Below are 22,941 nucleotides of genomic sequence, written 5' to 3' on the forward strand. Positions count from 1 at the left end.
CTGAGGGGGTATCCATGTCATTTCTGAAATCCACCGCCGCCGCAGCCGCCATTCTCATGGCCCTGCCCGCCGTCTCCCACGCCCAGTCGGCTGACGCCGCGCTAGAGCTCCTGTCTCGCGCCATCACCTACCGCACCGTCAAAACGGGCGAGTTCGGCCCCAACCAAACCCCTCAGTACGCCAACTTCCTCAAGGACCAACTCGTCGCCGCCGGCTTCCCCGCCTCGGCCATCCAGATCGACGCCATCGGTGACACCGCCGCCTTCACCGCCACATGGCAAGGCAGCGACCCGTCTCTGAAACCCGTCGCCATCATCGGCCATATGGATGTGGTCGAAGCCGATCCTGCCGACTGGGAACGTGACCCGTTCACCCCTGTCATCGAAAATGGCTACATCTTCGGCCGAGGCTCCGTGGATAATAAAGCGGGCCTTTCCATCGTCATGGCCACAATCATCAAGCTGAAACAGGCCGGGTGGCAGCCAAAGCGCACCATCATCCTCGCCTTCTCCGGCGACGAAGAAACCGGCATGGTCACCACCCGCCATCTCGCCCAAAAGCACAAAAACGTCGAACTCGTCCTCAACGCCGACGGCGGCGGCGGCTCCCTCGACACCCAGCACAACCCTACCGTCTATTCCCTGCAAGGCTCGGAAAAGACCTATGCCGACTACACCCTCACCGTCACCGATGCCGGCGGCCACTCCTCGCGCCCCACTGCCGGTAACCCGATCTATCGCCTGACCGCAGGCCTACAACGCCTGAACGACTACGCCTTCCCGGTCAGCTTAGATGAAATCACACGCGGCTATTTCACGGCCGCTGCCGAACGTGCCCAGCCGGAAATCGCCGCCGCCATGCGCGCCCTCGTCGCCAATGATCAGGATCAGGCCGCCATTGCCACCCTCGTGGCCAATGGCAACTATACCGGCACCATCCGCACCACCTGCACCACCACCATGATCAAGGGCGGTCACGCCGCCAACGCCCTGCCCCAACAGGCACAGGCCACCGTTAACTGCCGCATCCTTCCCGGCGTTTCGACAGCCGCAATCCGCGATCAACTTCAGGAAATCGTCGCCGATCACACCATCAAGATCGAACAACTCGACACCGGCACCATCGCCGCCCCGTCCTCCCCTCTGCGCGAAGATGTCGTCGCCGCCGTCACCGCTGCGGTTCACAGTCGTTACCCTGACCTTGCTATCGTGCCGTCCATGTCTGCCGGTGCCACCGACAGCATGCATTTCCGCGCCCTCGGCATCCCCGCCTACGGCGTCGGCTCGGTCTTTATGCGCAGCGAAGACAGCTTCTCCCACGGCCTGAACGAGCGCTTCCCCCTCGACAACCTCGCCCCCGGCATCACCCACTGGGAAACCCTGCTCCAACAGATCGCTTCCAAGTAAAAACGTCTTACACAGGGCTCGTAACACCTCCTCCCCTCCATCGCGGGGGAGGTGTCGCGACAACGCCTTAACCAAGGGCAGAACACCATCTCAAGACCCTTCACCCACCAAATCCGCGTCCGCTGGGGCGAGGTCGATGCCCAAGGCGTCGTCTTCAACGCCAACTACCTCGTCTATGCCGATGTCGCAGGCACCGAATATTACCGCCACCTCGGCATTCTGGCAGGTGCCATAGAAGACCTGTCCCAGACCTACGTCGTCGACGCCCATCTCCAGTTCAAATCGCCAGCCCGCTACGACGACCTGCTCACCTGCACCGTCATCCCGACCCGTGTGGGAAATTCCAGCTTCCAGCTCGTCGTCAAAATCGCCCGCGACGACACCGAACTGACCCAGATCACACTCACCTATGTCCGCGCCATCAACGGCCAGTCCACCCGCCTCAGCGACGCCTTCCGCGCCCTGATCGCCTAACATCTATGGCACCGCCTTACTGGTGCCGCCCTGTATCGTCTCATCCAAAGGCCCGAAAATGCTGTCCCTCACTGCTGCACTCGCTGGCGCTATCTTCCTCCAGTCCGCTTCGGAAAATCAGTCTGAAAACATCGAAGCCGCCGCCTATGAGGCAATCGCTCTGACGCAACAACTGTTCGTCGTCATGGGCTCATGCGAGGCTGTGCTCCCGCCCGAAGCAGTCACCGCCATCCATGAAAAACTAGCCGACCAATCCGATCCACAAGCCGCCGCCCTGCTCAGAACGTCTTACGAAGCCGGAAAGTCATCCCCCAAGGCTGCCACCCAAACCTTGGAGACCTGTTCTCAGGACATGCAGACCGTGCTGGTTGAAATCCAAGCGCTCGCTGCCAAACTCTCGCTCAAAACCAACTAGGCCGCAGCCACCCTCAACCGCGCCCCCGGACACGCCGGAAACGTCACCACCGACACCTCCCACAGTGCCACCCCGCTCAACACCCGCAAACGCCCCTGTTTGCGGGCTTTTGCCGTCCGGAACCCTATAGACAACCCATCCACAGCCCCCGCACCGAACACCGCCCGCGCCATCCGTGCCTGCCCCGACCAGTCGCCAATCTCACCCGACACAAACAGTCCGCGCTCGTCTTCGACAATCCGCTCCCATCGCCCGATCACCTCGCGCCCGTCACGCTGCCACAGCATCCGCACACCCTCGGCGCCTGTCCGCACCAGACTGTCTGCAAACGCCCCGCAATGCACCACATCCCCGTTCAGGTCCGCCACGCCCCACAAAGACGCATAGCCTTCAATCCTCATCCACGCTCCTCCAGCTGACGCTCGATGCGCTCCAGCGAACCCCGCATCGCTTCCCCTTGCGCCTCCAGCCGCGCCAGCCGCTCCGCCACCAGAACCTGCTGCGCCACCTTCCCTTCCAGCGCCGAAATCCTCGCCGCCGCCCCGCCCGCCCAAACCAGCCCGCCAATCGTCTGCACCACCAGCGCCACCACCAGCGCCACCGGCACCTTCCTTATCGACGTCATGAAGTGACCCCCGCCATCTTGCGCTTCTCCTCCGTGGTCAGAAACGACGCCGCATCCAGCCTCGCCCACAGCGCATCCCGCTCTCCCTGAAGTGCAGGCACCGCGTCCAGATCCGCCTCGATCCGGCAATCCACAAACCGCGCTCCCAGCCAGCCCGTCATCGCGCCTGCCGCCTTCCGCACCAACGGCACCACCGTGCCCCGCCAGAACGCCGCATTGGCCTCGCGATAGTTCGCATAGGTCGCATCCCCCGGAACCCCCAGCAGTTGCGGCGGCACTCCGAACGCCAGCGCAATCTCCCGCGCCGCCGCATGCTTGCCTGCAATAAAGTCCATCTCCGACGGGCTCAGGCTCATCGGCTTCCAGTCCAGCCCGCCTTCCAGCAATAGAGGCCGCCCCGCATTCCTCGCCCCCGCATGCGCCTCCGACAGTTCCGCCTTCAACGCCTCGAACTGCTCGCCCGTCAGCCTCTCGCCATCACGGCTGCCATAAACCAGCGCCCCCGAGGGCCGCGCCGCATTGTCCAGCAACGCCTTGTTCCACGCCCCCGACGCATTGTGCACATCAATGGCAAACGCCGCCGCCTCCAAGGGCGAGAACCCGTAATGGTCATCGGTCGGGTGATACAGTTTCAAATGTAGTACGGGCGACCAGCCATCGCCATGTCGCCCGATCCGCACACTCTTCGCGCCAACCGCATAATCCCAGCCCTCAGGCCAGCCATCACGCCCGGGCACCACCTTCATCCGGTCCGGCCGCAAGCCCCAGATCTGGTCCGGCGCGCCATCCCCATCGGCATCTCCCGTCGCTTCCAGATAGCCATTGCCCGCCGTCTGAAGCGACGCATAAAGCCCCTCCATCACCTCGGCTCCCGACTGCTCGGGATTGGGCTTGTCCATCAACCGCGCCAGCGGATGCGCATCATCACGCACCCCGCCCACCATCACCTTGAACGGGCACGATGCCGCCGCCTCGGCAATCATCCGCACACAGCGATAGGCCACAGGGTTCTTGCCAAACCCCTCCCTCGCCAAATGCGCATAATCCCTCGGCGTCCACCGCGCCTGCCCTACACCTGACACCGCCAACAACGCCCCCGTCCGGCTCGCCTTCTCCTCCCGCACAGCCTCACGCCCGCGCCCCAAAGCCCGTAGCCAATCCATAGCTTTCTCCATTTTTGCTGGGCCGCGGTCGTCGGCCCTTCGGGACCTCACGACCCGACACGGCCTTTTTAGTTGGCCGCAATCGTCGCCCCTTCGGGACCTCCCGACCCGACGCGGCCTGACACGCATTCTACTTTTGTCACCCCGACTTGATCGGAGGACCCGCGGCGCGCATCGCGCGAAACCCTCCTCCCCCGCATCACGGGAGAGGAGTCACGGCAAAGCCGTGACGGAGGGGTTATTCTCTCCAACATCAAAGACTTCTAAGCCGCGGCATACTTCTTCCCGCCAACAGCAAATGCGTCACCGCCCACACCAAGGCATCCGCCCTATCCGGACTATGTCCCAGCGCCTCGCTCCCCAGCGCCATCAACTCTTCCTCCAGCGCCGCAAACGCCCCGCAGTGAACCACCCGCCCTTGCTCGTACAGCGCCGCCACCGGCTCGGCCCGCGCCTTCTTGGAACGACCCGCATGCACCAGTTTGATCGCCACCGTACACCCTGCTTGCGCCAGTAGTGTCCGCACCATCTCGCCACCCTGATTGGCCTCCGCCAGCACCAGATCGGCCCCGTATTGTGCCGCTGTCTCAACAACCTGCGCTGCCCATCCGGCTGGCGACATTCCCCGCACCGAACCATCGCCCAGCACATAGGCTCGCCCGTCCCGACGCCCGCACACCACTATCCCGCAAGCATCGCCATGCGCCGTCACCGGCGGATCAACCGCCACCACGATCTTCTCCAACCGCACAGGGCGGCTCCCGCGCGCCTGCGCCAGATCCCGCGCCCGAAACAGCGCACCATCGGCCTCAACGATCAGCCCCTCCATCTCCTGCGCCTCCAGCCGCGTTCCGGCATAAAGCGCCTTCAAATGTCCCAGAAAACCGGGGGCCAGATTGGACTCGTTATCCTTGGTAGACAGCCTGCTCGTCACCACGCCCGTTTCCGCCAGCAACCGCCGCAGTGCCGCAATCGGCCTCGGCGTGGTGGTAATGGCCAGTTTGGGATCATCTCCCAGCCGCAAACCAAACCGCAGATTGCTAAGCACCTTCTCCGGCTCTCTCCACGCACAGAACTCGTCCGCCCATGCCGCATGAAACTGCGGCCCGCGCAGACTGTCAGGGTCCTCTGCCGAGAACGCATAGGCCGCCGTCCCCGTCGGCCACACCAGCCGCCTGCGACTAGCCTCCCAGCGCGGACGATTATCCGGCCCCGCCAATGCCCTCAGCCCCGACGGCCCCTCGATCATCACCTCGCGCACATCGTGAAACGCCGGTCCCACCAGCGCCAGATTATACACCCCGTGCCGCGCCAGTTCATTGATCCAGTAACCACCGGCAAAGGTCTTTCCCGAACCCCGCCCGCCCAGCAGCACCCATGTCCGCCAGCCCTCGTCAGGCGGGTTACAAACCTGCTCCCGACGCACCACCGGCGTCGCCGCCATCCAGCGCAACAACTCCTGCGCCTCCATCTGGCCGATCAGGCTTCGGACCATATCCCTTCTGTTCTGCAACCTCGAAAAGACGATCGACGCGAGCGAACAGCTCATCTCTGAGCCGTTGTTCCTCTGCCTCTCCGATAGGTTCGCCCCGTCCTGCCACATCGTCCTCCACCTCTGTTCCGGCAACCTTGCGAGACAGGGACTTGGCTTGAACCTTCAAGGCCGCCACCGCCTTGGCCGTGCGCGCCACTACGCCCACCGCCCTTGCGCGCTTTTCCGCCTCAGCCGCATCCACCGGCGGCTCGGCATTCACCAGCACCGCCACGGCTTCGTCCGTCAGCGCCTGCAACTGGTCAAACACCTGATCCAGCCACTGCTGAACCTCGTCCCGTCCGCTGTCCCCATTTCCCGCCATACCCAAACCATAGGGCACCAGCGTCCACAGGCGGGCCGATTAGCCCCCGCCTTCGCCAATCCCTTGTTTTTCCCGCGATTGCCCACTCCCGACACGCGCACAAAAAGAAAACCCTCCCCATGTAGGGAGGGTCTCAATACCAAACACGTCATGGCCGTCATCTTCCGGCGTGGAGCAAAATCCCGGTGCCGCGCAACCGCACAAAAGAAACCACTGATTATCCTGCCAGCAGCCACTTCTTCAGTGTCTGCGCCAGATCACCCACCTGAATAGGCTTGGGCAGATGCCCGTCCATTCCGGCATCAAGGCATTTCTGCACCTGATCGCCGCCCACATTGGCCGTCAGCGCCAGAATAGGCAGGTGCTTCTCTCGCGGCTGCTGCCGGATTTCGCGCGTCGCTGCCAGACCGTCCATTTCCGGCATGTGCACATCCATCAGCACCAGATCGAAGTCCTTCTGGCGCACCGCAGCTACGGCTTCCACACCGTTACACGCCGTTTCCACTTCCAGACCCAACGTCCCCAGAATGATCTTCACCAGTTCGCGGTTCGCCTCGGCATCATCCACCATCAGGATGCGCCCTTTAACCCCGATATCGGGCACCGTATCGGCCACCACCGACACCGGCAGGGCAAAGTCAAAGTCCAGCGGCACCTCGAACCAGAAGGTCGCCCCCTTGCCCGGTTCGCTCTCATAGCCAACCTTGCCGTCCATTAGTTCGATCAGACGGCGCGAAATCGCCAGTCCCAGTCCGGTCCCGCCATAGACGCGCGTCGTGGACGCATCGGCCTGCGTAAACCGCCCGAAGATCAGCTCCCCCTTCTCCTGGCTTAAACCAATACCGGTATCGCTCACCTCGACCCGCAGCCGGTAACGTCCTTCCAGAGTCTCGGCCCCGAATACCTTGACGCCCACACTGCCGGCCGCCGTAAACTTCACCGCATTGGACAGGAAGTTCAGCAATACCTGCCGCAAGCGCGACGCATCACCCGACAGGATTTCCGGCAAGCGCCTGTCCAGATCGACCTTCAGCCCCAGCCCCTTGGCCGCGCACTGGCTTTCAATAATCCCGACCGTATCGGCAATATACTGGCGCAGATCGAACGGGGCCTTTTCCAGCTCGACCGCATCCGCCTCCAGCTTGGAATAATCAAGGATATCGTTAATCACCATCAGCAAGGCTTCGGACGAAGCCGCAATCCGGTCGCCATACAGTCTCTGCGTTGGCGTCAATCCCGCCGAGTTTTTCAACAGTCCCGAATAACCGATCACACTGGTCAGCGGCGTCCTCAGTTCATGGCTCATATTGGCCAGAAACTCGGTCTTGGCCTCGGCGGCCTTTTCAGCCCGCTCTTTGGCCTCCATGACTTCCGTTTCCAGAAGTTTGCGCTGGGTGGCATCGCGGATCACCACCACCACATCGTCCTCATCGGGACCGCCGACAGCCTTATAGGTACATTCTGCCCATAACACCCGTCCGTCACGATGCAGCATCCGGTGTTCCAGACGCGTAGGCTCCCCGCTGCTGATCGCTGTGCGAATAGCCTTCAGAACCTTGGGACGATCCTCCTCATACACATAGTCGGTCGCCTGTCCGGTCATCTCCTCCATCGTCCAGCCCAGCATATTCTGGATCGCCGGCGAAATATATTTACTGGAACCGTCCATTCGTGAGCGGGTAATCACATCGCTGACATTTTCCGCCAGCAGCCGATAACGCGCCTCGTTACGCTGCAACTTGGCCATAACCGCTTCCTGATCGGTGACATCACGAAACACACCGAACAGACTGAGTACCTCGCCTTGAGCGTCTTTTTCGCTCACCGAATGGCTCATCACGATACGCTGCTGGCCATCGGGGCGGTTCAGCCGCAAACGCAGATTATAGCCGTCGCCGGTTTCCAGAGCCTTGTCCAGCGCCGCGTCCAGAACAGCCCTGTCCTCGGGGTTATACTGGGTCACACCGGCCCGTAACGGATAGATCGCCTTATTCACCGGCAATCCATGGATTTCGCGCACACGCTTGGAGCATCGCGACGTATTCTTCAGCTTGTCGACGCGCCACCAGCCCACACCGGACATATCCTCGATCATGTCCAGCATTTGCGACAATTCCGCCCTGTCACGCTGCGCCTTAGCGCCTGCCAACAGATCACCGGCCACCCTTGCCAGTTGCAGAATAATGGCGCTTTGGCTTTCGTCGGGTAAAGGTCGTCTCTCGGGCGTTTGCAAAACCACCAGACCCAGCGTCCGACCTTCACGAGCCGCAGGCGTCACGACCCACGCCCCCTTTTCGTCCGTCAACAGGGTCCCGGGCGGCATCCCCCCCGCACGCTCGACCAGTCCCGCAAACTCCCCGGACGCGTGGTCTTCCAGCTCCAACACACTGGCTTGTGCCTGCAACACGGTTGCCGCCAGATTTTCAAGATGCGCGAACACGTCAGCACCTTTGTCAGTGACGACATCAGCCGCCCCTGCGTGTTCTAGATCCTGCGTTTCCTCCCCCGGCTCAAAAGCTAGCATCTCACCCTATGCTCCCCGAAACATATCTAGCCCTCGTCCATCTCCCGAGCGCTTTCCTCCGGCCCCCACAGCCCGCGCTCTTCGCGCCATTCCGACGCTTCAAAGTCCAGAGCATCCTCGGCCTCGGCCAAGGCTGTCTCTGACACGGTCTGGCGACGTACCGACACTCCGGCCTGATGCACCGTCTCGGGATCGTTTGATACCAGCGGATGCCACCATGCCAGATCGCGCCCTTCATTCAACCTGCGGTATGCACAAGACTTCGGCATCCACGCCAAAGATGAAACATTGTTCGGCGTCAGCTTGATACAGTCCGGCACCTGCGCCTTGCGGTTCGCATAGTCCACACAGGTACATTTGACGGCATCAAACAGCTTGCAGTGCACGCGGGTCGGAACAACCTCGCCCGTATCCTCGTCCTCGAAACGGATCAGACAGCACAGACCGCACCCGTCACACAGGCTCTCCCACTCTTGCGGGTTCATCTCGGTCAGCGACTTGGTTTTCCAGAAAGGCAACATGGCGCGCTCTTTAGGCGACAAAGCCAAGCCTGTCGCCCCCTATCAACCTCGTTGTGTCCCCGCTTCTTAATGACTGACCGCCTTGGAGAACACATTGATCACCACGACCCCGCCGACAATCAGCACCAGACCGATCACTGCCGGCAGGTCCAGCTTTTGTTTGAAGGCCACCAGCCCGATCAACGAAATCAGCACCACACCCAGACCACTCCAGATGGCATAGGCCAGTCCAACCGGTATGGACTTCAGCGCATGGCTCAACAGATAAAAGGCCATGCCATAACAGAAGGCCATCCCCGCCGTGGCCCACGGCTTGGTAAATTGCTGCGAAGCCTGCAACAGGCTTGTTCCCACCACCTCGCACAGGATCGCCCCGCCAAGGACCAGCCATGTCATCGGATTCATGGCTGCATCTCCGCCGTCAGGGTGCCCGCCATCATCAGCGAAGCCATAGCCCTGCGCTGGTCCGGCGAAATTTCATAGGTTCCGAACAGGTCCGACATCCACAGCCCGTCGGCCAGCAAACGCATGATCAACGCATCATCCGATCCGGCGGCATCGGACGGATCGCTCTTTTGCGCCTTCTTCATCCAAGCGCCCCAGCGTTTGGCCAGTGATGGATCAATGGCACAGGCCGCCAGTGCCGCCCGCCCGATACTGACGTCTCGTTCTGTCACCGGTTCACTGATGACAGCCCTCAGATAGGCCCGCGCCTCGCGTCCATAGGGTTCGGGGTCTTTGGCGGCATAGTCAGCAATCTGGGCCAGAAAACTCTCGCCCAGAAGATCAATCATCCCCTCCAACAAAAGCGCCTTGTTCGGAAAATGATGCAGCAAGGCTCCCTTGCTGAAACTCAGCCTTTCCACCACGGCATCCATGGTCAGCCCCAGCGGCCCCTTCTCGGCCACCACCTCGATTGCAGTGTTCAATATTTCGGCGCGGGTCGCTTCGGGTGTTCGGCGGCGGGGCGAGACTTGCATGGTCGCTACATACCGTCCGGACGGTATAATTTGAATACAGATTCGACACGCTCTTCACCTGCCGATGGCAGTTCTTGTCAGGTCAGGCTATATGCCCGCCCATGGCTGCCAGACCTCCCCTCGTTGCACTTAAAGACATCCACCTTCAGGACGGACAGCGCCCGCTGTTTTCCGGCGTGGACCTTGCCGTAGAGCCCCGCTCCCGCGCCGCCCTTGTGGGCCGCAATGGTGCAGGCAAGTCCACCCTGATGAAGGTGGTCATGGGCCTCATCGAACCGGACAGTGGCGATCGCGCCGTTCAGGCGGGCACACGCTTCGCCTATGTGCCGCAGGAGCCGGTTATTACCGGCAACACCCTGATCGACTACGCCTCAAGCGGCGCCGCCGAGACATGGACCGCCGAAAGCTGGCTGACCACGTTCGGCCTTGATCCGTACAAGTCCACCCAAGGCCTGTCGGGCGGCGAGATCCGCCGCGCCGCGCTGGCCAAGGCCTTTGCCGAAGAACCCGAAGTCCTGCTGCTGGACGAACCGACCAACCACCTCGACATCCTCGCCATCGAACTGCTCGAAGAAGAGCTGGTCAGCGCCCGCTTCGCCATTCTCGTCGTCAGCCACGACCGCGCCTTCCTCAACCGCGTGACCAACACCGTCCACTGGCTGGAAGGCCGCCGCGTCCGCACCCTGAACAAGGGCTTTGCCGAGTTCGACGACTGGGCTGCCAAGGTTCTCGAAGAAGAAGCCGTTGCGCTTGAAAAGCTGACCAAGACCATCGAGCGCGAGACCGAGACCTTCTACCGCTCGATCACCGCTCGCCGCACCCGTAACGAAGGCCGCGCCCGCAACCTTGCGGCCCTTCGTGCCGAACGCGCCGAAAAGATGAAGGACACCCCGCGCGACCTCTATATGGGCGTGGATTCCGGTGCCATTTCCGGCAAGCTGGTCGCCGACATCAAGGGCGTCTCCAAGTCCTTTGGTGATCGCACCATCTTCAAGAACCTGACCACACGCATTATTCGCGGCGACCGTCTGGCCATTGTCGGTCCCAACGGGGCAGGCAAGACCACGCTGGTCAAGGTGCTGCTGGGCGAACTTGCGCCCGATGAAGGCACGGTCCGCATGGGGGCCAATCTTGAGCCCCTCTATCTGGACCAGTCCCGCGAGGGCCTGAAGTCCGACATGACCCTGTGGGACGCCCTGACCCCCGGTGGCGGTGACAGCATCCTCGTGCGCGGCCATTCCAAGCACGTCGCTGCCTATGCGAAGGACTTCCTGTTCTCCGAAGCCCAGCTTCGCCAGCCGATCTCGACCCTGTCGGGCGGCGAGCGCAACCGCCTGCTGCTGGCCCGCGCCTTGGCCAAGTCCGCCAACCTTCTGGTGCTGGACGAGCCGACCAACGACCTCGATATCGATACGCTGGACAAGCTTCAGGAACTGCTCGACGGCTATGACGGCACCCTGATACTCGTCTCGCACGACCGCGATTTCGTGGACCGCCTCGCCACCTCGACCATCGCTATGAACGGCCGTGGCGACATCGTCGAAACCCCCGGCGGCTGGTCCGACTTCGTGCGCCAGAACCCCGGCTTCATTCAGGCCCCCGAGGCGCGTCGGGTCGAGAAGGCCCAGCCTTCTGACCGCGCCTCCACCCAGAATGACCGCGCTGCAACTAAAAAGCCCACCAAGCTGTCTTTCAAAGACACGCACCGTCTGGCCGAGATCGAAAAACTGCTGGAATCCCTGCCCAAGGAGATCGCCAAACAGGACGCCATCATGGCCGATCCCGATCTCTACAGCAAAAACCCCGCCGCCTTCGACAAGGCCATGAAGGCCGCCGAAAAAGCCCGCGCAGAGCTGGAAGCCATCGAACTGGAATGGCTTGAACTGGAAGAGAAAAAAGCCGCCCTCAGCTAGGCCCGAACCTGCAACTGGTCCTGACTGCACCTCGTATCGCTCCGTTGGCAATACTTGGCGCAGTCTCTTTTACGCCCCCTCAACAGAACTGCTGTTTGCGTAATTGCCTCCACCCGCTCTACCGGTTCGTCATGGCATGTCCCAGGCAACGAGACGGAGCAGCCCCCCTTCTGCCCTCTCTCGCAACCACCCTGACGCGGGGGCCCTCACAGGCGAGGCCGCATCTTACCTCTTCCCATTCTAGGGCTGCGTGCTTATTGCAACCAGTAATGATGCTGCCTCGCTTCTCCAGACGCTCGCTTTTGCAAAGCCTTGGTGCTGCTGCCTTCGGTGCAGGAGCCACGGCTATGCTGGGCGGTTGCAACCAGAGTGCCCCGGTTGATGCCGAGGGGCGTGTGCGCCTGCGTCTAGCCATTTCCGGTCCCGCCCGCGCCGACCATGCAGGTTTTTATCAGGCGATTGCCAGCGGCCTCTATGCCGCTCGTGGCCTGAACGTCGAGATGTTCCACGGCAATTCGGTCGCCGATGTCTCCACCCGTCTGGCCTCGGGCGTGGCTGAACTGGGCCTTGCCCGCGACAGCTTCGGTGCCTTGCGCCTGATTGCCGACCGCGCACCGGTCAAGGCTGTGGCCGCCTTCTTCCAGAAAGACCCGCGCGTCCTGATCGCCCATGCCAGCGACGCGCCGCGCGACCTGTCCGCCCTAGGCGAACGCCCGTTCTATGTCGAGGATGCCGACTGGGCTGACATCTGGATGTGGCTACAGAGCAAATACCAACTGACCCAGGAACAGCTTCTGCGCCCGCCCGAAGGGATGCTGGAGCCGTTTCTGAACGATCCCCGCAGCCTGATGATCGGGTCTTTGACCCGCGAACCGGCCCTGGTGGCCACCTCACGGCCTGAACTGCGCACACGCCTCTATCTACCTGCCGATGACGGCTATGCCTCCTATTCCGGCATACTGATGGCCCCCAATGCTTTTGCACGTGACAATACGCAGGCCCTCAAGGACTTTATCGCTGCCTCGGTGGAAGGCTGGAACACCTATCTGAACGGCGACCCTGATCCGGCCCATGCCCTGATCCGCCGCGCCAATCCGGCCACGCCCCAAGGCTCGCTGGATTTTGCCCGCGATCTGCTCAAAAAACACAATATCGTCGATAGCGGCGATGCCGCCCTCTATGGTCTGGGCACCATGACCGCCGAACGCTGGCAGGCTTTTGCAGAGCAGAGCCGCGGAGCCTATAGCGCCGATCCCGACTGGGAATCCGCCTTTACCACCGCCTATCTGCCTACCCGAAAGTAACATTTGCTAAAATAGCACCCGAAAGGGCGCATGTTAGCGGTGGGTTAAGCCCGCTCCTCCATTAGTGGCACCTTCTGCACCGCTTAACGGGGAATTTTGCGTGCGCCTTGGCCTGATCCTGACCTTAAGCCTGATCGGAGGCAGCTATCCGGCTGTCTCTGTGGCCATGGCGGACATGGCCCCGTCCGAAAACGAAAAGGGTGCGCCCGTTATTCCGCGCGGCGGCTGGACCTATCCGCGTCAGCTGACACCGGCCTCGGCATGGGGCGCACCGCCCCTGCCCTCTGTCCCCACGCCTCCGGCCTATCTGGCCGTGCCCGCGACCACAGCTCCGGTCGTCTATGAAGACGCAGCTGTTCCCTATGAAGAGGCCGCGCCCCAGCCCGAACCGACCGCAAGCGTGGCTCGACCCGTCTATCGACCGGCTCCGCGCCCCGTCACGCGCCCCTATGTCTATACGCCCGTAGCGCCTGCTGCGGTTGCACCCTACCAAGACCCTGCCGCGTCCGAACAGGCTCCGCAAAATCCTGTCGCACCTGTATACCGTCCGCAGTCGCCACAGGCTCCGGCCCGTCCGCCCTATGTTTACCGTCCGGTCCGGCCCCAAGCCGCACCCGCCCCTGCGCCCGCGTCACAGGTCAAACCACAAGTCGAACCTCAGACCGAACCCGCGCCCATTCCACTAGAGCCGGCGATCGAAGCGCCCGTAGAGACCTATCAAGCGCCTCCCGCCGATTCCGTTCAGGTCGATGCGCCCCCTGTCATCGCGCCTACAGAGCCTGAGCCTGAACCGGATACAGCAGCAACTGCCGAGCCTGTCCCCGTTGCGGATACCGCCATCCCCTACACGCCCCTCCCGCCGGAACCGGCAATCGAAGCGCCCGTAAAGACCTATCAAGCGCCTCCTGCCGATCCCGTTCAGGTCGATGTGTCCCCTGTCATCGCGCCTACAGAGCCTGAGCCTGAACCGGATACAGCAGCAACTGCCGAGCCTGTCCCCGTTGCGGACACCGCCATCCCCTACACGCCCCTCCCGCCGGAACCGGCAATCGAAGCGCCCGTAGAGACCTATCAAGCGCCTCCTGCCGATCCCGTTCAAGTCGATGCGCCCCCTGTCATCGCGCCTACAGAGCCTGAGCCTGAACCGGATACAGCAGCAACTGCCGAGCCTGTCCCCGTTGCGGACACCGCCATCCCCTACACGCCCCTCCCGCCGGAACCGGCGATCCAAGCGCCCGTCGATCCCAATGCTCCGCGTCGGGACGCTCTGATCTTCCAGCTCGGCGGCAGTGCCCCTGTGGCCCCTGCGAGTCTGCCAGACACCTCTGTGGCTCCGGTTCAGGCACCGGCGACCGATAACGTGCCCGCAGAGCATGATCCCTATGCGCCACGTCGTGACGCCCCGATCTTCCGTCTGCAAAATCCGGCTACAGCACCGGCAAGCGACGGCACCGCTCCGGCCCAGCCTTCAGCAGACGCGACCAACCCGCCCGTGCCTGCAGCGTCCGCGGGCGGTGCCCGCTATTATTCCGTCCACCGTCAGGCCGGACGTCAACCCGACCCTCCCCAACGCCCAGAGCCTGTCTATCTGGACGCTCTGCCTATCGACCTCACAACACCTGTATCCAGCGACGATCTGGCCGCACCTCCCGAAGCGCCCCAGCTTGTCCGCGATGCCAAAGGTCGCGTGCGTACCGTTGCCGACCCTGATGATTTGTTATGACCATGGCTGCCCCTTCGATCTCTGACACGTCTATCCAGTCCCGCCTGCCCGAGCTGCTGACACTGGCCCGCCAGACCGACAGTGGTGCCCGCCGCACCTTGTTGCGTGACCTGACCGATAATTTCTTTGGCAGCCCCGAACGTTCGTCGATCGAACAGGACCTGTATGGTGCGGTTCTCAGCGACCTGACCCGTGCCATGGAGGTCGAGGTCCGCGCTCAACTGGCCAGCCGTTTCGCTTCGGCAGCGGATGCACCGCACCAGTTGATCCGGCAACTGGCCCATGACGAGGCCGAGGTCGCAGCCCCCGTCCTCGCACAGTCACCTGTCCTGACCGATGACGACCTGATTGACGTCATCCGCACCCGTGGCAGTCAGGCCCACATGCGCGCCGTATCGCAACGCCAGCATGTGGCAGAGGCGGTTTCGGATGCCATTGTCGAACATGGCGACGATGAAACCCTGCATGCCCTGCTGTCCAATGACGGGGCCCGCCTGTCGCGCGCTGCCAGCGAGGCGGCCATCGACCGCGCCAAGCTCAATAGTGACCTGCATGCCGTCACTGTCTCGCGCGCCGGTTTGCCGCTGGACCTGCTGAACGAAATGTATTTCGAGGTCGAAGAAGCCCTTCGCGCCAAGATTCTCGAAGAGAATGCCCGTCTGGACCCCGAGGCGCTGGAACAGGCGCTGGCTGTGGGCCGTACCCGCATCGCCACCGAGGATGGATCCCTGCCCCCCGACTATGCCGAGAGCCTGGCCTATGTCGAGGAGATGAAGGTGGCAGGTCAACTGACCCCGCCGGTCCTTGCCCGCTTCCTGCGTTCGGGCAACCGTACCTGTTTTCTGATTGCCCTGTCGCAACTGGCCGATGTCGATTTCCATACCGCCCGCAACATCATCGAGCGGCGCGAACTGGATGCTCTGGCTGTGGTCTGCCGCGCCGCCGATCTGGATAAGGCCCTGTTCCTGACCTATGCGATGGTGCTGCTCAATAATGACGGCAATGCCATGGGCAAGGCGCGTTCCTATGCCAGCCTGTATTCATCTCTGGATATCGAGACGGCCCGCCGCACCCTGCGGTTCTGGCGCACCCGCCGCATGGCCCTGCAAAATGCGGCCTAGGTTTCAGCACCGATATTAAAAAAGCCCGCATCTTTCGATGCGGGCTTTTTCTTGGTCGGTGACCGGACTTACTTCTTGGCGCGAGTGCTGGTCGCACGAGCCGGTTTGCGACCGCCCTGCCCCAGACCCATTTGCTTGGCCAGTTCAGAACGGGCCTTGGCATAGTTCGGTGCGACCATAGGATAGTCTTTGGCCAGACCCCACTTTTCGCGGTATTCTTCCGGGCTCATATTGTATTTGGTACGCAGGTGGCGCTTCAGCGACTTGAACTTGCGACCATCTTCAAGGCAGATCAGGAAGTCCGGCGTGATCGACTTGCGGACCGGTACTGCCGGTTCACGCGGTTCCGGCTCTTCTTCAACCGGTGCCACAGTAATGCCGGTCAGAGCAGCATGTACCTGTGCGATCAGACCCGGGACGGCTTCGGCCGGCACCATGTTGTTGCTGACATAGGCCGATACGATATCCGCCGTCATTTCCAGAAGTTCTGGTTTATCTTCCATTTTTGTCCCGCCAATGAAGCCATTCGAAAGGGCTATACAACTAGCCTCTTATGTTACTTTATCCGCGACATCCTGATCTTTATCGAAGGATTGTCAAGAAAAAACTAGATCATCGGCGAGCAGTATTACTTGCATTTAATACAGCTTAATCGCCCCGGATCATAACTGACTGCCGATAAGGTAAATCCAAAATACCGTTACGCAAAACTATCGACCTTTAATCGATCTGCAATTCAGTATTCCACATACGCCCGTCGCCCAAAAAAGGCACAATAAAGGCGATCTGGTTTCGCACCATAATACGGAAATATCAGGATATTTCAGATTAAACCTGTATTGGTTTGTTCTGAACTCAAGCCTTGAAGTCTTCAGACAAGGCCAGCATCGCCGCGCGTTCAGCCGCCGAGAAGGCATCGATCAGATGCTCCTCGCCTTCGCGGATGGCGCGGATTAATTGGGGCGTCAGAGCAGAGGTCAGTGCCCAGTTCCAGTAACGCAATACAGTCTGGGCGCGATCTACGGCCAGTACTTCATACACAATCTGTACGCGTTGCCAGCGCAGATCGGCGCTTGTTTCGTCCTGATCCAACGGACGTCTCATCGCCCGCCACAACAGGGCGAGATATTTTTTGGTCAGGCCGGTCGCCTTGCACAATACGGCAATGGATTCCCCGCCCTCGTCACTCAGCATCTTGGCAGCGGTCAGCGGTTTGACCCCCGCCAGCTGGCCGATCTCAGCCACCAGATCGGGGGTTAGCCCCGTCTCGGCCGCATGCTGGATAACCCCTTCCAGTCCGTCAAACGCGGAAGCCTTGGCGGCCTCGCGGCTACGCTGGCGGCGTTCGATAAATTGCAGGGCCTTGCGGACATAGGCATCGTCGCCCCCCTCGCCGGACCCGTTTGCAAACAGATCAGCCACCGAACCTTGCAGCACCTCGCGCGAGACAGCAAAGCGACGCAGGATGACACTGCGTTCCTCGTGGTTACACCACCAGAACATCACATAGGCGCTGGAGGGTCGCAGTTCGGGGCGCTTCAGAATAAGCGCGCAAAGTTCGGGATGGTGGCGGCTCTGTGCCACCGTGGTTTCCAGCGCCGTGGTCGGTATCAAGGCATCCTTGTTGGCCAGAACCAATTGCGTCAGTTCGACATCGGAGCGCTCGATCAACTCATGGCACACCGCAGGGGTCAGACCTCGCCTGCGGGCAATGTGTTTGCAATGTTCGATACTGGCATCTGCCGCGCAGCGGATCAGATCATGATCGCTCAGCGACGCGGATTCATCCAGCAGCTCGCGCGCAACAACAATGTCGTCACGTAAAAGCAGGCGGCAAATATTGTCGGGAATATCCGTCAGCGGCACCAGACGGGCGGCAATTCTCCGGCGCTCTTCCAATGGAGCCTGCCGCAGCATATCCACCATCAGATCCGCCACCACCGACCGCTCGAAAGCATTGATGCGGCTGGCCGGCAAGCTGACCACATCGGTCAGACGACGCAAAAGCACCAGCCTTGCGCGGTCATTATCGGCAGCCTTGCCGGCCCCGGGTTTGCTTACAGCGGCACTTCCCATACGTCGCCTATAACGCGCACGGGTTAACTACAGGTGCAGAGGACAGAACAAAAAATGTTGTCCCCCTGCACCTGCGCCTGCTTCAGACGCTTTACAGCCTTTCGAACAGGGCGGTCGAAAGATAGCGTTCGGCAAAGCTGGGGATGATGACCACAATGGTCTTGCCCTCATATTCATCTTGAGCTGCCAGACGGAAGGCCGCCGACAGGGCCGCGCCCGACGAGATACCCACCGGAATACCTTCGCGAGCGGCCACCTTGCGGGCCATATCGAACGCATCTTCGTTGGTGACCTGCTCGACCGCATCAATCACGGCCGTATCAATCACCGGCGGTACGAAGCCTGCACCAATACCCTGAATCTTGTGTGGGCCGGGCGCACCACCCGACAGGACGGGCGAGGCAGTCGGCTCGACGGCAATCATCTTGACCGAAGGCTTTTTCTTCTTCAGCGCATGGCCGACACCGGTAATGGTGCCCCCTGTCCCCACACCGGAAACCACGACATCGACGCTACCTGCGGTATCGTTCCAGATTTCCTCGGCGGTCGAGACTTCGTGGATGGCCGGATTGGCCTCGTTCTCGAACTGGGCCGGAGACACCGAACCGGGAATTTGCGCCAACAGTTCCTCGGCGCGTGCAATGGCCCCCTTCATGCCTTTCTCGGCAGGGGTCAGTTCGATCCGTGCGCCCAGCAGGGCCAGCATCTTGCGACGCTCGATCGACATGCTTTCCGGCATGCACAGGATCAGCTTGTAGCCTTTGGATGCCGCCACAAAAGCCAGTGCAATACCGGTATTGCCGCTGGTCGGCTCAATGAGGGTGGAACCCGGCTTGATCTTTCCGGCCTGTTCCAGCGCCTCGATCATGGCCACGCCGATACGGTCTTTCACCGAGGCGATCGGATTGAAGAATTCCAGCTTGGCCAGCACACGGGCCTTGGGGGCCAATTCTTTGGTCAGGTTTGGCAGGGCCACCAGAGGCGTATCGCCAATCGTATCGACGATGCTGTCGAACACCTTGCCACGTCCCGCCTTCTTGTGACGGCTGGCATCATACGGGGTGTCGGACATGGGCGGTCTCCTCGGATTATGGCTTCGGCAAAGACATAGCGCCTATACGCCCTACGACAAGCCGACACCCTCCAGCTTTTCTGAAAAAGCTTTTAGAAAAGCTGCGCCCTAAGGCTTAACTTCAATATCGGCAGCATAGTTTTCCATCCGCTGGCGATAATGCTCGGCAACTTGCATCGGCAGCAACAGTTCATATCGCCCTTCGCTGCGAGAAACGGCCATGACAATATCGCCTGGCTGATCGCTCATCAGTCGGCCGCACCACATCGTGATAGAGTCGGGGTCTGCTCTACGCTCGCTGATCCCGCGCACAGAAAAGCGCGATGGCACATCGCCCTGAAGCACTTCCAGTGTTTCGATTTCAGCACGGACAAAATCGTTCCAGGCATCTCCGCCATCGGGAACCACCGATACGACACGGCCAATGACAATGGGCATACCGTCCTGCTGTGGAACCAGATCCCATCGAAGTGGCGGCATAAGAGTGCAAGCGGATGCCGCGCCGGCCGCCGACAAGGTCATCGTCGCCGCAGCCAGCCCACAAGCCCACAATCTCTTCATAGCGCCGCTCCCTAACTGCGCGAGATAACCCGCTGTGATGGATCAAACGGCAAGACCTCGCGGATAGTCAACAAGGTCGTGAAGTTTCGCACCCGCGCATCGTCATTCAGCGCCTCACGGGTAAAGGTGTCATAAGCCTCCATATCTGCCACCACGACATAGAGGACAAAATCCACATGGCCGGTCGTGTACCACAGGCCGTGCACCTCGGGCCGGGCCTGTAGTTTGCGCATCAGGGCGTCGATGACGGCGGTCCCTTCGCGTTCCATCTCAACCAGAACATGCATGGTCAGCGCCTTTTCAAGACGTCCGCGATCCACCACCGCCACATCGGCCACAATGATCTTTTCCTCGCGCAGACGGCGAAGACGGCGCGACACTGCCGATTCAGAAAGGCCCACCTTTTCCGCCAGCACACGCGCAGGCGTCAGGTTGTTTCGGCGCACCAAATCCAGCAGACGGCGGTCGAATTCATCGAGAACGAGCGTTTCTTGCATAATGATACAATCAAACGCTGAAATCCGGCATTTATGCAATCAAATTCGCCAACACATATTTCAGGCTTTTGGCTATTTCTGCCGCCATGTTCCGTAACGCCTCCCTCCCCCGTTCCCACATGCTTTCGATCGCCGTGCCCTATCTGGCCCTGATCGGCGGCATCCTGTTTTTGTCCATCGGCACCTCCTTTGCCAAAACCCTGTTTCCGGTGGCCGGTGCCATGGGAACGGCAGCTTTGCGCGTGGGTTTGTCGGCCATTATTCTTTTGGCCGTGTGGCGTCCGTGGCGGCATGATTTTACGGCCAAGGACCTGAAAGGACTGGCCCTTTACGGTGCTGTCATGGGGTTGATGAACCTTAGCTTCTATCTGTCCTTGGCCACCATTCCTCTGGGGATTGCGCTGGCCATCGAGTTCACCGGCCCGCTTGCCGTTGCGCTATTCAATGCCCGTAAACCCATCCATTTTGTCTGGGTGGTGGTGGCGGCTGCGGGCCTGTCCCTACTGCTGCCGCTGGACGGCAATGTCAGCACGCTAGATCCGGTTGGCTGTGCGTGGGCGGCCATAGCTGCCGTCTTCTGGGCGCTGTATATTGTCTTTGGCCAGCGCGTCAGCCACCTGCCCTCCGGTGCCACGGTCGCTATCGGCATGAGTGTGGCAGCTATGGTGGTGGTGCCGGTCGGTGCCGTCAGCGCAGGTGCCGTCCTGCTCAGCCCGCAGCTGTTGGCCATGGGTGTGCTGGTGGCGCTGGCCTCCAGTGCCATTCCCTATACGCTGGACATGATTGCCCTGAAGGCCATTCCCAAGCGGACATTCGGCGTGGCGGTCAGTGCCGATCCGGCCATCGGCGCACTGGCGGGCCTGCTCTTCCTCGGCGAGCATCTGACAGCCCTGCAGTGGCTGGCCATTGCCGCGGTCATGACCGCCTCGGTCGGGGCCGTTCTGACCACATCGCGCAACGAGAAAACGGCCCAGCCCGTTGCTGACAACGACTCCGAGGCCCTTTCTGTCAAACAGGCCGCCTGACCGAAAAAAGCCCGCCATGAAAACATGGCGGGCAGTTTCGAGGGGACGTGTAAACACCGGACCGGTTCCAGTGAAGAAGTCTTGCGACCCTGATATTACGAGGGGGGAACAAGGTAAGTGATCAGGGTCGCCTCGCCTTAAAACTCTGCATAGTCACCGGCGGGGGGACCGTTGACGACAGCTTTAAGACGAGATCTCTGGCTTGCGAGAGCGGGCGTCATCCCGCCTCGCAGACGATGTTGTACGGGGCGGGCCTCGTTCGCGACCTCGGGGGACCGCCCGGTATTGAAGCGGTTGACCAATGCAGCCAACTGACGTGTTTCGTTTTGCAGTGCGGTCGCCGCTGCCGTGGTTTCTTCCACCATGGCGGCGTTTTGCTGGGTGACCTGATCCATCTGGTTCACCGCCGCATTCACCTGTCCCAGACCCGTCGCCTGTTCCTGTGACGAGGCGGCAATCTCGGCAGCCAGCGCATCCATTTCCGCCACCTTGGAGGCAATGGTTTCCAACGCACGACCTGTTTCACCGACCAGTTTCACACCTTCGGAAACCTCGCTCGCCGAAGCCGAGATGAGTAACTTGATCTCCTTGGCCGCCTCAGCAGAACGCTGGGCCAGGGTGCGAACCTCCGAGGCCACCACCGCAAAGCCAAGTCCGCTTTCGCCCGCACGGGCCGCTTCCACGCCCGCATTCAGGGCCAGAAGATTGGTCTGGAAGGCGATCTCGTCGATCACGCCGATAATGTCGCCAATCTCGGCGGAACGGCGGGAGATGCCGTCCATAGCGGTCACAGCCTTTTGCATGACCTCGCCGGAGCGTTCCGTCTCCGTGCGGGCGGCCACCGCTGCCGTGGAGGCCTGACGTGCCCCCTCGGCGCTGCGCTGGACGGTGGCTGTGATCTGGTCCAGTGCGGCTGCTGTCTCTTCCAGACTGGCGGCCTGTTGTTCGGTGCGGCGGGACAGATCATCGGCCGAGTTGGCGATTTCTTCGGAGCCGGTTTTCAGCACACCGACCGCATCCAGAACCTGCTCCAGTGCCAAGCGCAGACTGTTGGTAGCCCCGTTAAAGTCGTCCTTCACCCGCTCATGTGCGCCATCCAGCGGCGCATCGATCACGGCGCGAAGATCGCCTTCGGACAGTTTGGACAGGTTTTCGGCCAATATCTCGACCAGTCGCGTCTGGGCGGCCTCGTCGGTCTGGCGCTGGGCTTCGGCGCGACGGGCGGCCTGTTCAGCGTCGGTGATATTGATGGCCAGTTTGACCACCTTCACGGCGCGACCATTATCGTCCAGCACCGGATTATAGGAGGCTTCCAGCCAGACCTCGCGCTGGCCCTTGGCCATGCGGCGGAACTTGCGGGCGACAAAATGCCCTTCGTTCAGTTCGCGCCAGAAGGCCGCATATTCAGCCGACGTGGCTTCCTGCGGGTCCATGAACATGCGGTGATGTTGGCCACGGATCTCATCCAGTGAATAGCCCATGGTCTTGAGCAGGTTTTCATTGGCATCGATAATCGTGCCATCCAGCTCGAACTCGATAACAGCTTGCGAGCGGCCAATCGCCGCCATGCGGCGCTCCAGCTCTTCGAGCCTGGCCTTATTCAGCGCAACAGCAGGGTTCTTTCTGAACATTAGAGCGCAATCCGGTCTGGCAACGGGGGTATTGCCGTAAGCGTGACCTTGAAC

Annotated in this window: 23 protein-coding genes; 8 read left to right on the forward strand and 15 right to left on the reverse strand. The window is 61.3% G+C overall.

Translation table 11 applies throughout. From position 1 onward, the window contains the following. Positions 1–14 precede the first annotated feature (14 nt). Genes WEU32_RS11805 through WEU32_RS11815 form a run of 3 tightly spaced genes read left to right on the forward strand, consistent with a single transcriptional unit; the run spans position 15 to position 2,295 of the window. On the forward strand, positions 15–1,406 hold the full coding sequence (locus WEU32_RS11805; protein WP_406852019.1) for a M20/M25/M40 family metallo-hydrolase: 1,392 nt from the start codon (positions 15–17) through the stop codon (positions 1,404–1,406). A 51-nt stretch (positions 1,407–1,457) separates the two neighbouring features. Next, positions 1,458–1,880 carry an acyl-CoA thioesterase gene (locus WEU32_RS11810; protein WP_406852020.1) on the forward strand — a complete coding sequence of 141 codons (423 nt, stop codon included), beginning with the start codon at positions 1,458–1,460 and terminating at the stop codon, positions 1,878–1,880. A 58-nt stretch (positions 1,881–1,938) separates the two neighbouring features. Next, entirely contained in the window at positions 1,939–2,295 is a 357-nt protein-coding gene (locus WEU32_RS11815) for a hypothetical protein (RefSeq protein ID WP_406852021.1), read from the forward strand. Here WEU32_RS11815 and WEU32_RS11820 read toward each other — a convergent pair. The 9 genes from WEU32_RS11820 to WEU32_RS11860 form a co-directional block, all read right to left on the reverse strand. Then, the gene (locus WEU32_RS11820) at positions 2,292–2,696 is read right to left on the reverse strand and encodes an HK97 family phage prohead protease (RefSeq protein WP_406852022.1); all 405 of its coding nucleotides are present in this window, start codon (positions 2,694–2,696) and stop codon (positions 2,292–2,294) included. The two genes, WEU32_RS11815 and WEU32_RS11820, sit on opposite strands and share 4 nt — an antisense overlap. Beyond that, the gene (locus tag WEU32_RS11825; RefSeq protein ID WP_406852023.1) at positions 2,693–2,920 is read right to left on the reverse strand and encodes a hypothetical protein; all 228 of its coding nucleotides are present in this window, start codon (positions 2,918–2,920) and stop codon (positions 2,693–2,695) included. Before WEU32_RS11825 ends, WEU32_RS11820 begins: the two co-directional genes overlap by 4 nt. After that, positions 2,917–4,083 carry a phage portal protein gene (locus tag WEU32_RS11830; RefSeq protein WP_406852024.1) on the reverse strand — a complete coding sequence of 389 codons (1,167 nt, stop codon included), beginning with the start codon at positions 4,081–4,083 and terminating at the stop codon, positions 2,917–2,919. The genes WEU32_RS11825 and WEU32_RS11830 overlap by 4 nt, the downstream gene beginning before the upstream one ends. Positions 4,084–4,336: 253 nt before the next feature. After that, entirely contained in the window at positions 4,337–5,578 is a 1,242-nt protein-coding gene (locus WEU32_RS11835) for a DNA-packaging protein (protein ID WP_406852025.1), read from the reverse strand. Further along, positions 5,487–5,939, reverse strand: a complete 453-nt coding sequence (locus tag WEU32_RS11840) for a hypothetical protein (protein WP_406852026.1) — start codon at positions 5,937–5,939, stop codon at positions 5,487–5,489. The genes WEU32_RS11835 and WEU32_RS11840 overlap by 92 nt, the downstream gene beginning before the upstream one ends. A gap of 217 nt (positions 5,940–6,156) precedes the next feature. Beyond that, on the reverse strand, positions 6,157–8,379 hold the full coding sequence (locus tag WEU32_RS11845) for an ATP-binding protein (protein ID WP_406852027.1): 2,223 nt from the start codon (positions 8,377–8,379) through the stop codon (positions 6,157–6,159). Positions 8,380–8,489: 110 nt separating this feature from the next. Continuing rightward, positions 8,490–8,984 carry a YcgN family cysteine cluster protein gene (locus WEU32_RS11850; protein ID WP_406853448.1) on the reverse strand — a complete coding sequence of 165 codons (495 nt, stop codon included), beginning with the start codon at positions 8,982–8,984 and terminating at the stop codon, positions 8,490–8,492. Positions 8,985–9,050: 66 nt separating this feature from the next. Next, positions 9,051–9,380 (reverse strand): DMT family transporter, encoded by a 330-nt coding sequence (locus tag WEU32_RS11855; RefSeq protein ID WP_406853449.1) that lies wholly within the window; start codon positions 9,378–9,380, stop codon positions 9,051–9,053. Between the two features lie 5 nt (positions 9,381–9,385). Then, complete coding sequence (locus WEU32_RS11860; RefSeq protein WP_312812051.1) at positions 9,386–9,964, reverse strand: TetR/AcrR family transcriptional regulator; 579 nt, start codon at positions 9,962–9,964, stop codon at positions 9,386–9,388. Positions 9,965–10,065: 101 nt separating this feature from the next. Between WEU32_RS11860 and WEU32_RS11865 the strand changes: the two genes are divergently transcribed. From WEU32_RS11865 to WEU32_RS11880, 4 genes are all read left to right on the forward strand, one after another. Continuing rightward, positions 10,066–11,877, forward strand: a complete 1,812-nt coding sequence (locus tag WEU32_RS11865; protein ID WP_406852028.1) for an ABC-F family ATP-binding cassette domain-containing protein — start codon at positions 10,066–10,068, stop codon at positions 11,875–11,877. A 269-nt stretch (positions 11,878–12,146) separates the two neighbouring features. Beyond that, positions 12,147–13,181, forward strand: coding sequence for an ABC transporter substrate-binding protein (locus tag WEU32_RS11870; RefSeq protein WP_406852029.1), 1,035 nt, complete (start codon positions 12,147–12,149; stop codon positions 13,179–13,181). A 100-nt stretch (positions 13,182–13,281) separates the two neighbouring features. Beyond that, positions 13,282–14,904, forward strand: coding sequence for a hypothetical protein (locus WEU32_RS11875; RefSeq protein ID WP_406852030.1), 1,623 nt, complete (start codon positions 13,282–13,284; stop codon positions 14,902–14,904). After that, positions 14,901–16,025, forward strand: coding sequence for a DUF2336 domain-containing protein (locus WEU32_RS11880; RefSeq protein ID WP_312135777.1), 1,125 nt, complete (start codon positions 14,901–14,903; stop codon positions 16,023–16,025). Before WEU32_RS11875 ends, WEU32_RS11880 begins: the two co-directional genes overlap by 4 nt. A 68-nt stretch (positions 16,026–16,093) precedes the next feature. Here WEU32_RS11880 and WEU32_RS11885 read toward each other — a convergent pair whose 3' ends face one another. The 5 genes from WEU32_RS11885 to WEU32_RS11905 form a co-directional block, all read right to left on the reverse strand. Continuing rightward, on the reverse strand, positions 16,094–16,528 hold the full coding sequence (locus tag WEU32_RS11885) for a MucR family transcriptional regulator (RefSeq protein WP_312135775.1): 435 nt from the start codon (positions 16,526–16,528) through the stop codon (positions 16,094–16,096). A gap of 352 nt (positions 16,529–16,880) precedes the next feature. Continuing rightward, on the reverse strand, positions 16,881–18,101 hold the full coding sequence (locus WEU32_RS11890) for a DUF2336 domain-containing protein (RefSeq protein WP_312135774.1): 1,221 nt from the start codon (positions 18,099–18,101) through the stop codon (positions 16,881–16,883). Between the two features lie 91 nt (positions 18,102–18,192). Continuing rightward, positions 18,193–19,173, reverse strand: coding sequence for a cysteine synthase A (gene cysK / locus WEU32_RS11895; RefSeq protein WP_406852031.1), 981 nt, complete (start codon positions 19,171–19,173; stop codon positions 18,193–18,195). Between the two features lie 108 nt (positions 19,174–19,281). Further along, positions 19,282–19,611, reverse strand: coding sequence for a hypothetical protein (locus WEU32_RS11900; RefSeq protein WP_406852032.1), 330 nt, complete (start codon positions 19,609–19,611; stop codon positions 19,282–19,284). A 134-nt stretch (positions 19,612–19,745) separates the two neighbouring features. Then, positions 19,746–20,231 carry an Lrp/AsnC family transcriptional regulator gene (locus WEU32_RS11905; RefSeq protein WP_312135768.1) on the reverse strand — a complete coding sequence of 162 codons (486 nt, stop codon included), beginning with the start codon at positions 20,229–20,231 and terminating at the stop codon, positions 19,746–19,748. Positions 20,232–20,350: 119 nt separating this feature from the next. Here WEU32_RS11905 and WEU32_RS11910 point away from each other — a divergent pair, with 119 nt between their 5' ends. Beyond that, a complete protein-coding gene (locus WEU32_RS11910) occupies positions 20,351–21,256 on the forward strand; it encodes an EamA family transporter (RefSeq protein WP_406852033.1) in 906 nt (301 codons plus the stop codon). A 137-nt stretch (positions 21,257–21,393) separates the two neighbouring features. Here WEU32_RS11910 and WEU32_RS11915 read toward each other — a convergent pair whose 3' ends face one another. After that, positions 21,394–22,887: a PAS domain-containing methyl-accepting chemotaxis protein gene (locus WEU32_RS11915; RefSeq protein WP_406852034.1), complete on the reverse strand. Its 1,494-nt coding sequence runs from the start codon at positions 22,885–22,887 to the stop codon at positions 21,394–21,396. Positions 22,888–22,941 lie beyond the last annotated feature (54 nt).

This window comes from Brevundimonas sp. BH3, from assembly GCF_045345115.1.
In the GTDB taxonomy this organism is placed as follows: domain Bacteria; phylum Pseudomonadota; class Alphaproteobacteria; order Caulobacterales; family Caulobacteraceae; genus Brevundimonas.

Excerpts from the sequence above, each read along its gene's own strand:
- WEU32_RS11805 (WP_406852019.1), top strand. The coding sequence starts at position 15 with ATGTCATTTCTGAAATCCACCGCCGCCGCAGCCGCCATTCTCATGGCC.
- WEU32_RS11815 (WP_406852021.1), top strand. The coding sequence starts at position 1,939 with ATGCTGTCCCTCACTGCTGCACTCGCTGGCGCTATCTTCCTCCAGTCC.
- WEU32_RS11820 (WP_406852022.1), bottom strand. The coding sequence starts at position 2,696 with ATGAGGATTGAAGGCTATGCGTCTTTGTGGGGCGTGGCGGACCTGAAC.
- WEU32_RS11825 (WP_406852023.1), bottom strand. The coding sequence starts at position 2,920 with ATGACGTCGATAAGGAAGGTGCCGGTGGCGCTGGTGGTGGCGCTGGTG.
- WEU32_RS11830 (WP_406852024.1), bottom strand. The coding sequence starts at position 4,083 with ATGGATTGGCTACGGGCTTTGGGGCGCGGGCGTGAGGCTGTGCGGGAG.
- WEU32_RS11835 (WP_406852025.1), bottom strand. The coding sequence starts at position 5,578 with ATGGTCCGAAGCCTGATCGGCCAGATGGAGGCGCAGGAGTTGTTGCGC.
- WEU32_RS11840 (WP_406852026.1), bottom strand. The coding sequence starts at position 5,939 with ATGGCGGGAAATGGGGACAGCGGACGGGACGAGGTTCAGCAGTGGCTG.
- WEU32_RS11850 (WP_406853448.1), bottom strand. The coding sequence starts at position 8,984 with ATGTTGCCTTTCTGGAAAACCAAGTCGCTGACCGAGATGAACCCGCAA.
- WEU32_RS11855 (WP_406853449.1), bottom strand. The coding sequence starts at position 9,380 with ATGACATGGCTGGTCCTTGGCGGGGCGATCCTGTGCGAGGTGGTGGGA.
- WEU32_RS11860 (WP_312812051.1), bottom strand. The coding sequence starts at position 9,964 with ATGCAAGTCTCGCCCCGCCGCCGAACACCCGAAGCGACCCGCGCCGAA.
- WEU32_RS11865 (WP_406852028.1), top strand. The coding sequence starts at position 10,066 with ATGGCTGCCAGACCTCCCCTCGTTGCACTTAAAGACATCCACCTTCAG.
- WEU32_RS11870 (WP_406852029.1), top strand. The coding sequence starts at position 12,147 with ATGATGCTGCCTCGCTTCTCCAGACGCTCGCTTTTGCAAAGCCTTGGT.
- WEU32_RS11880 (WP_312135777.1), top strand. The coding sequence starts at position 14,901 with ATGACCATGGCTGCCCCTTCGATCTCTGACACGTCTATCCAGTCCCGC.
- WEU32_RS11885 (WP_312135775.1), bottom strand. The coding sequence starts at position 16,528 with ATGGAAGATAAACCAGAACTTCTGGAAATGACGGCGGATATCGTATCG.
- WEU32_RS11890 (WP_312135774.1), bottom strand. The coding sequence starts at position 18,101 with ATGGGAAGTGCCGCTGTAAGCAAACCCGGGGCCGGCAAGGCTGCCGAT.
- cysK (WP_406852031.1), bottom strand. The coding sequence starts at position 19,173 with ATGTCCGACACCCCGTATGATGCCAGCCGTCACAAGAAGGCGGGACGT.
- WEU32_RS11900 (WP_406852032.1), bottom strand. The coding sequence starts at position 19,611 with ATGCCCATTGTCATTGGCCGTGTCGTATCGGTGGTTCCCGATGGCGGA.
- WEU32_RS11905 (WP_312135768.1), bottom strand. The coding sequence starts at position 20,231 with ATGCAAGAAACGCTCGTTCTCGATGAATTCGACCGCCGTCTGCTGGAT.
- WEU32_RS11910 (WP_406852033.1), top strand. The coding sequence starts at position 20,351 with ATGCTTTCGATCGCCGTGCCCTATCTGGCCCTGATCGGCGGCATCCTG.
- WEU32_RS11915 (WP_406852034.1), bottom strand. The coding sequence starts at position 22,887 with ATGTTCAGAAAGAACCCTGCTGTTGCGCTGAATAAGGCCAGGCTCGAA.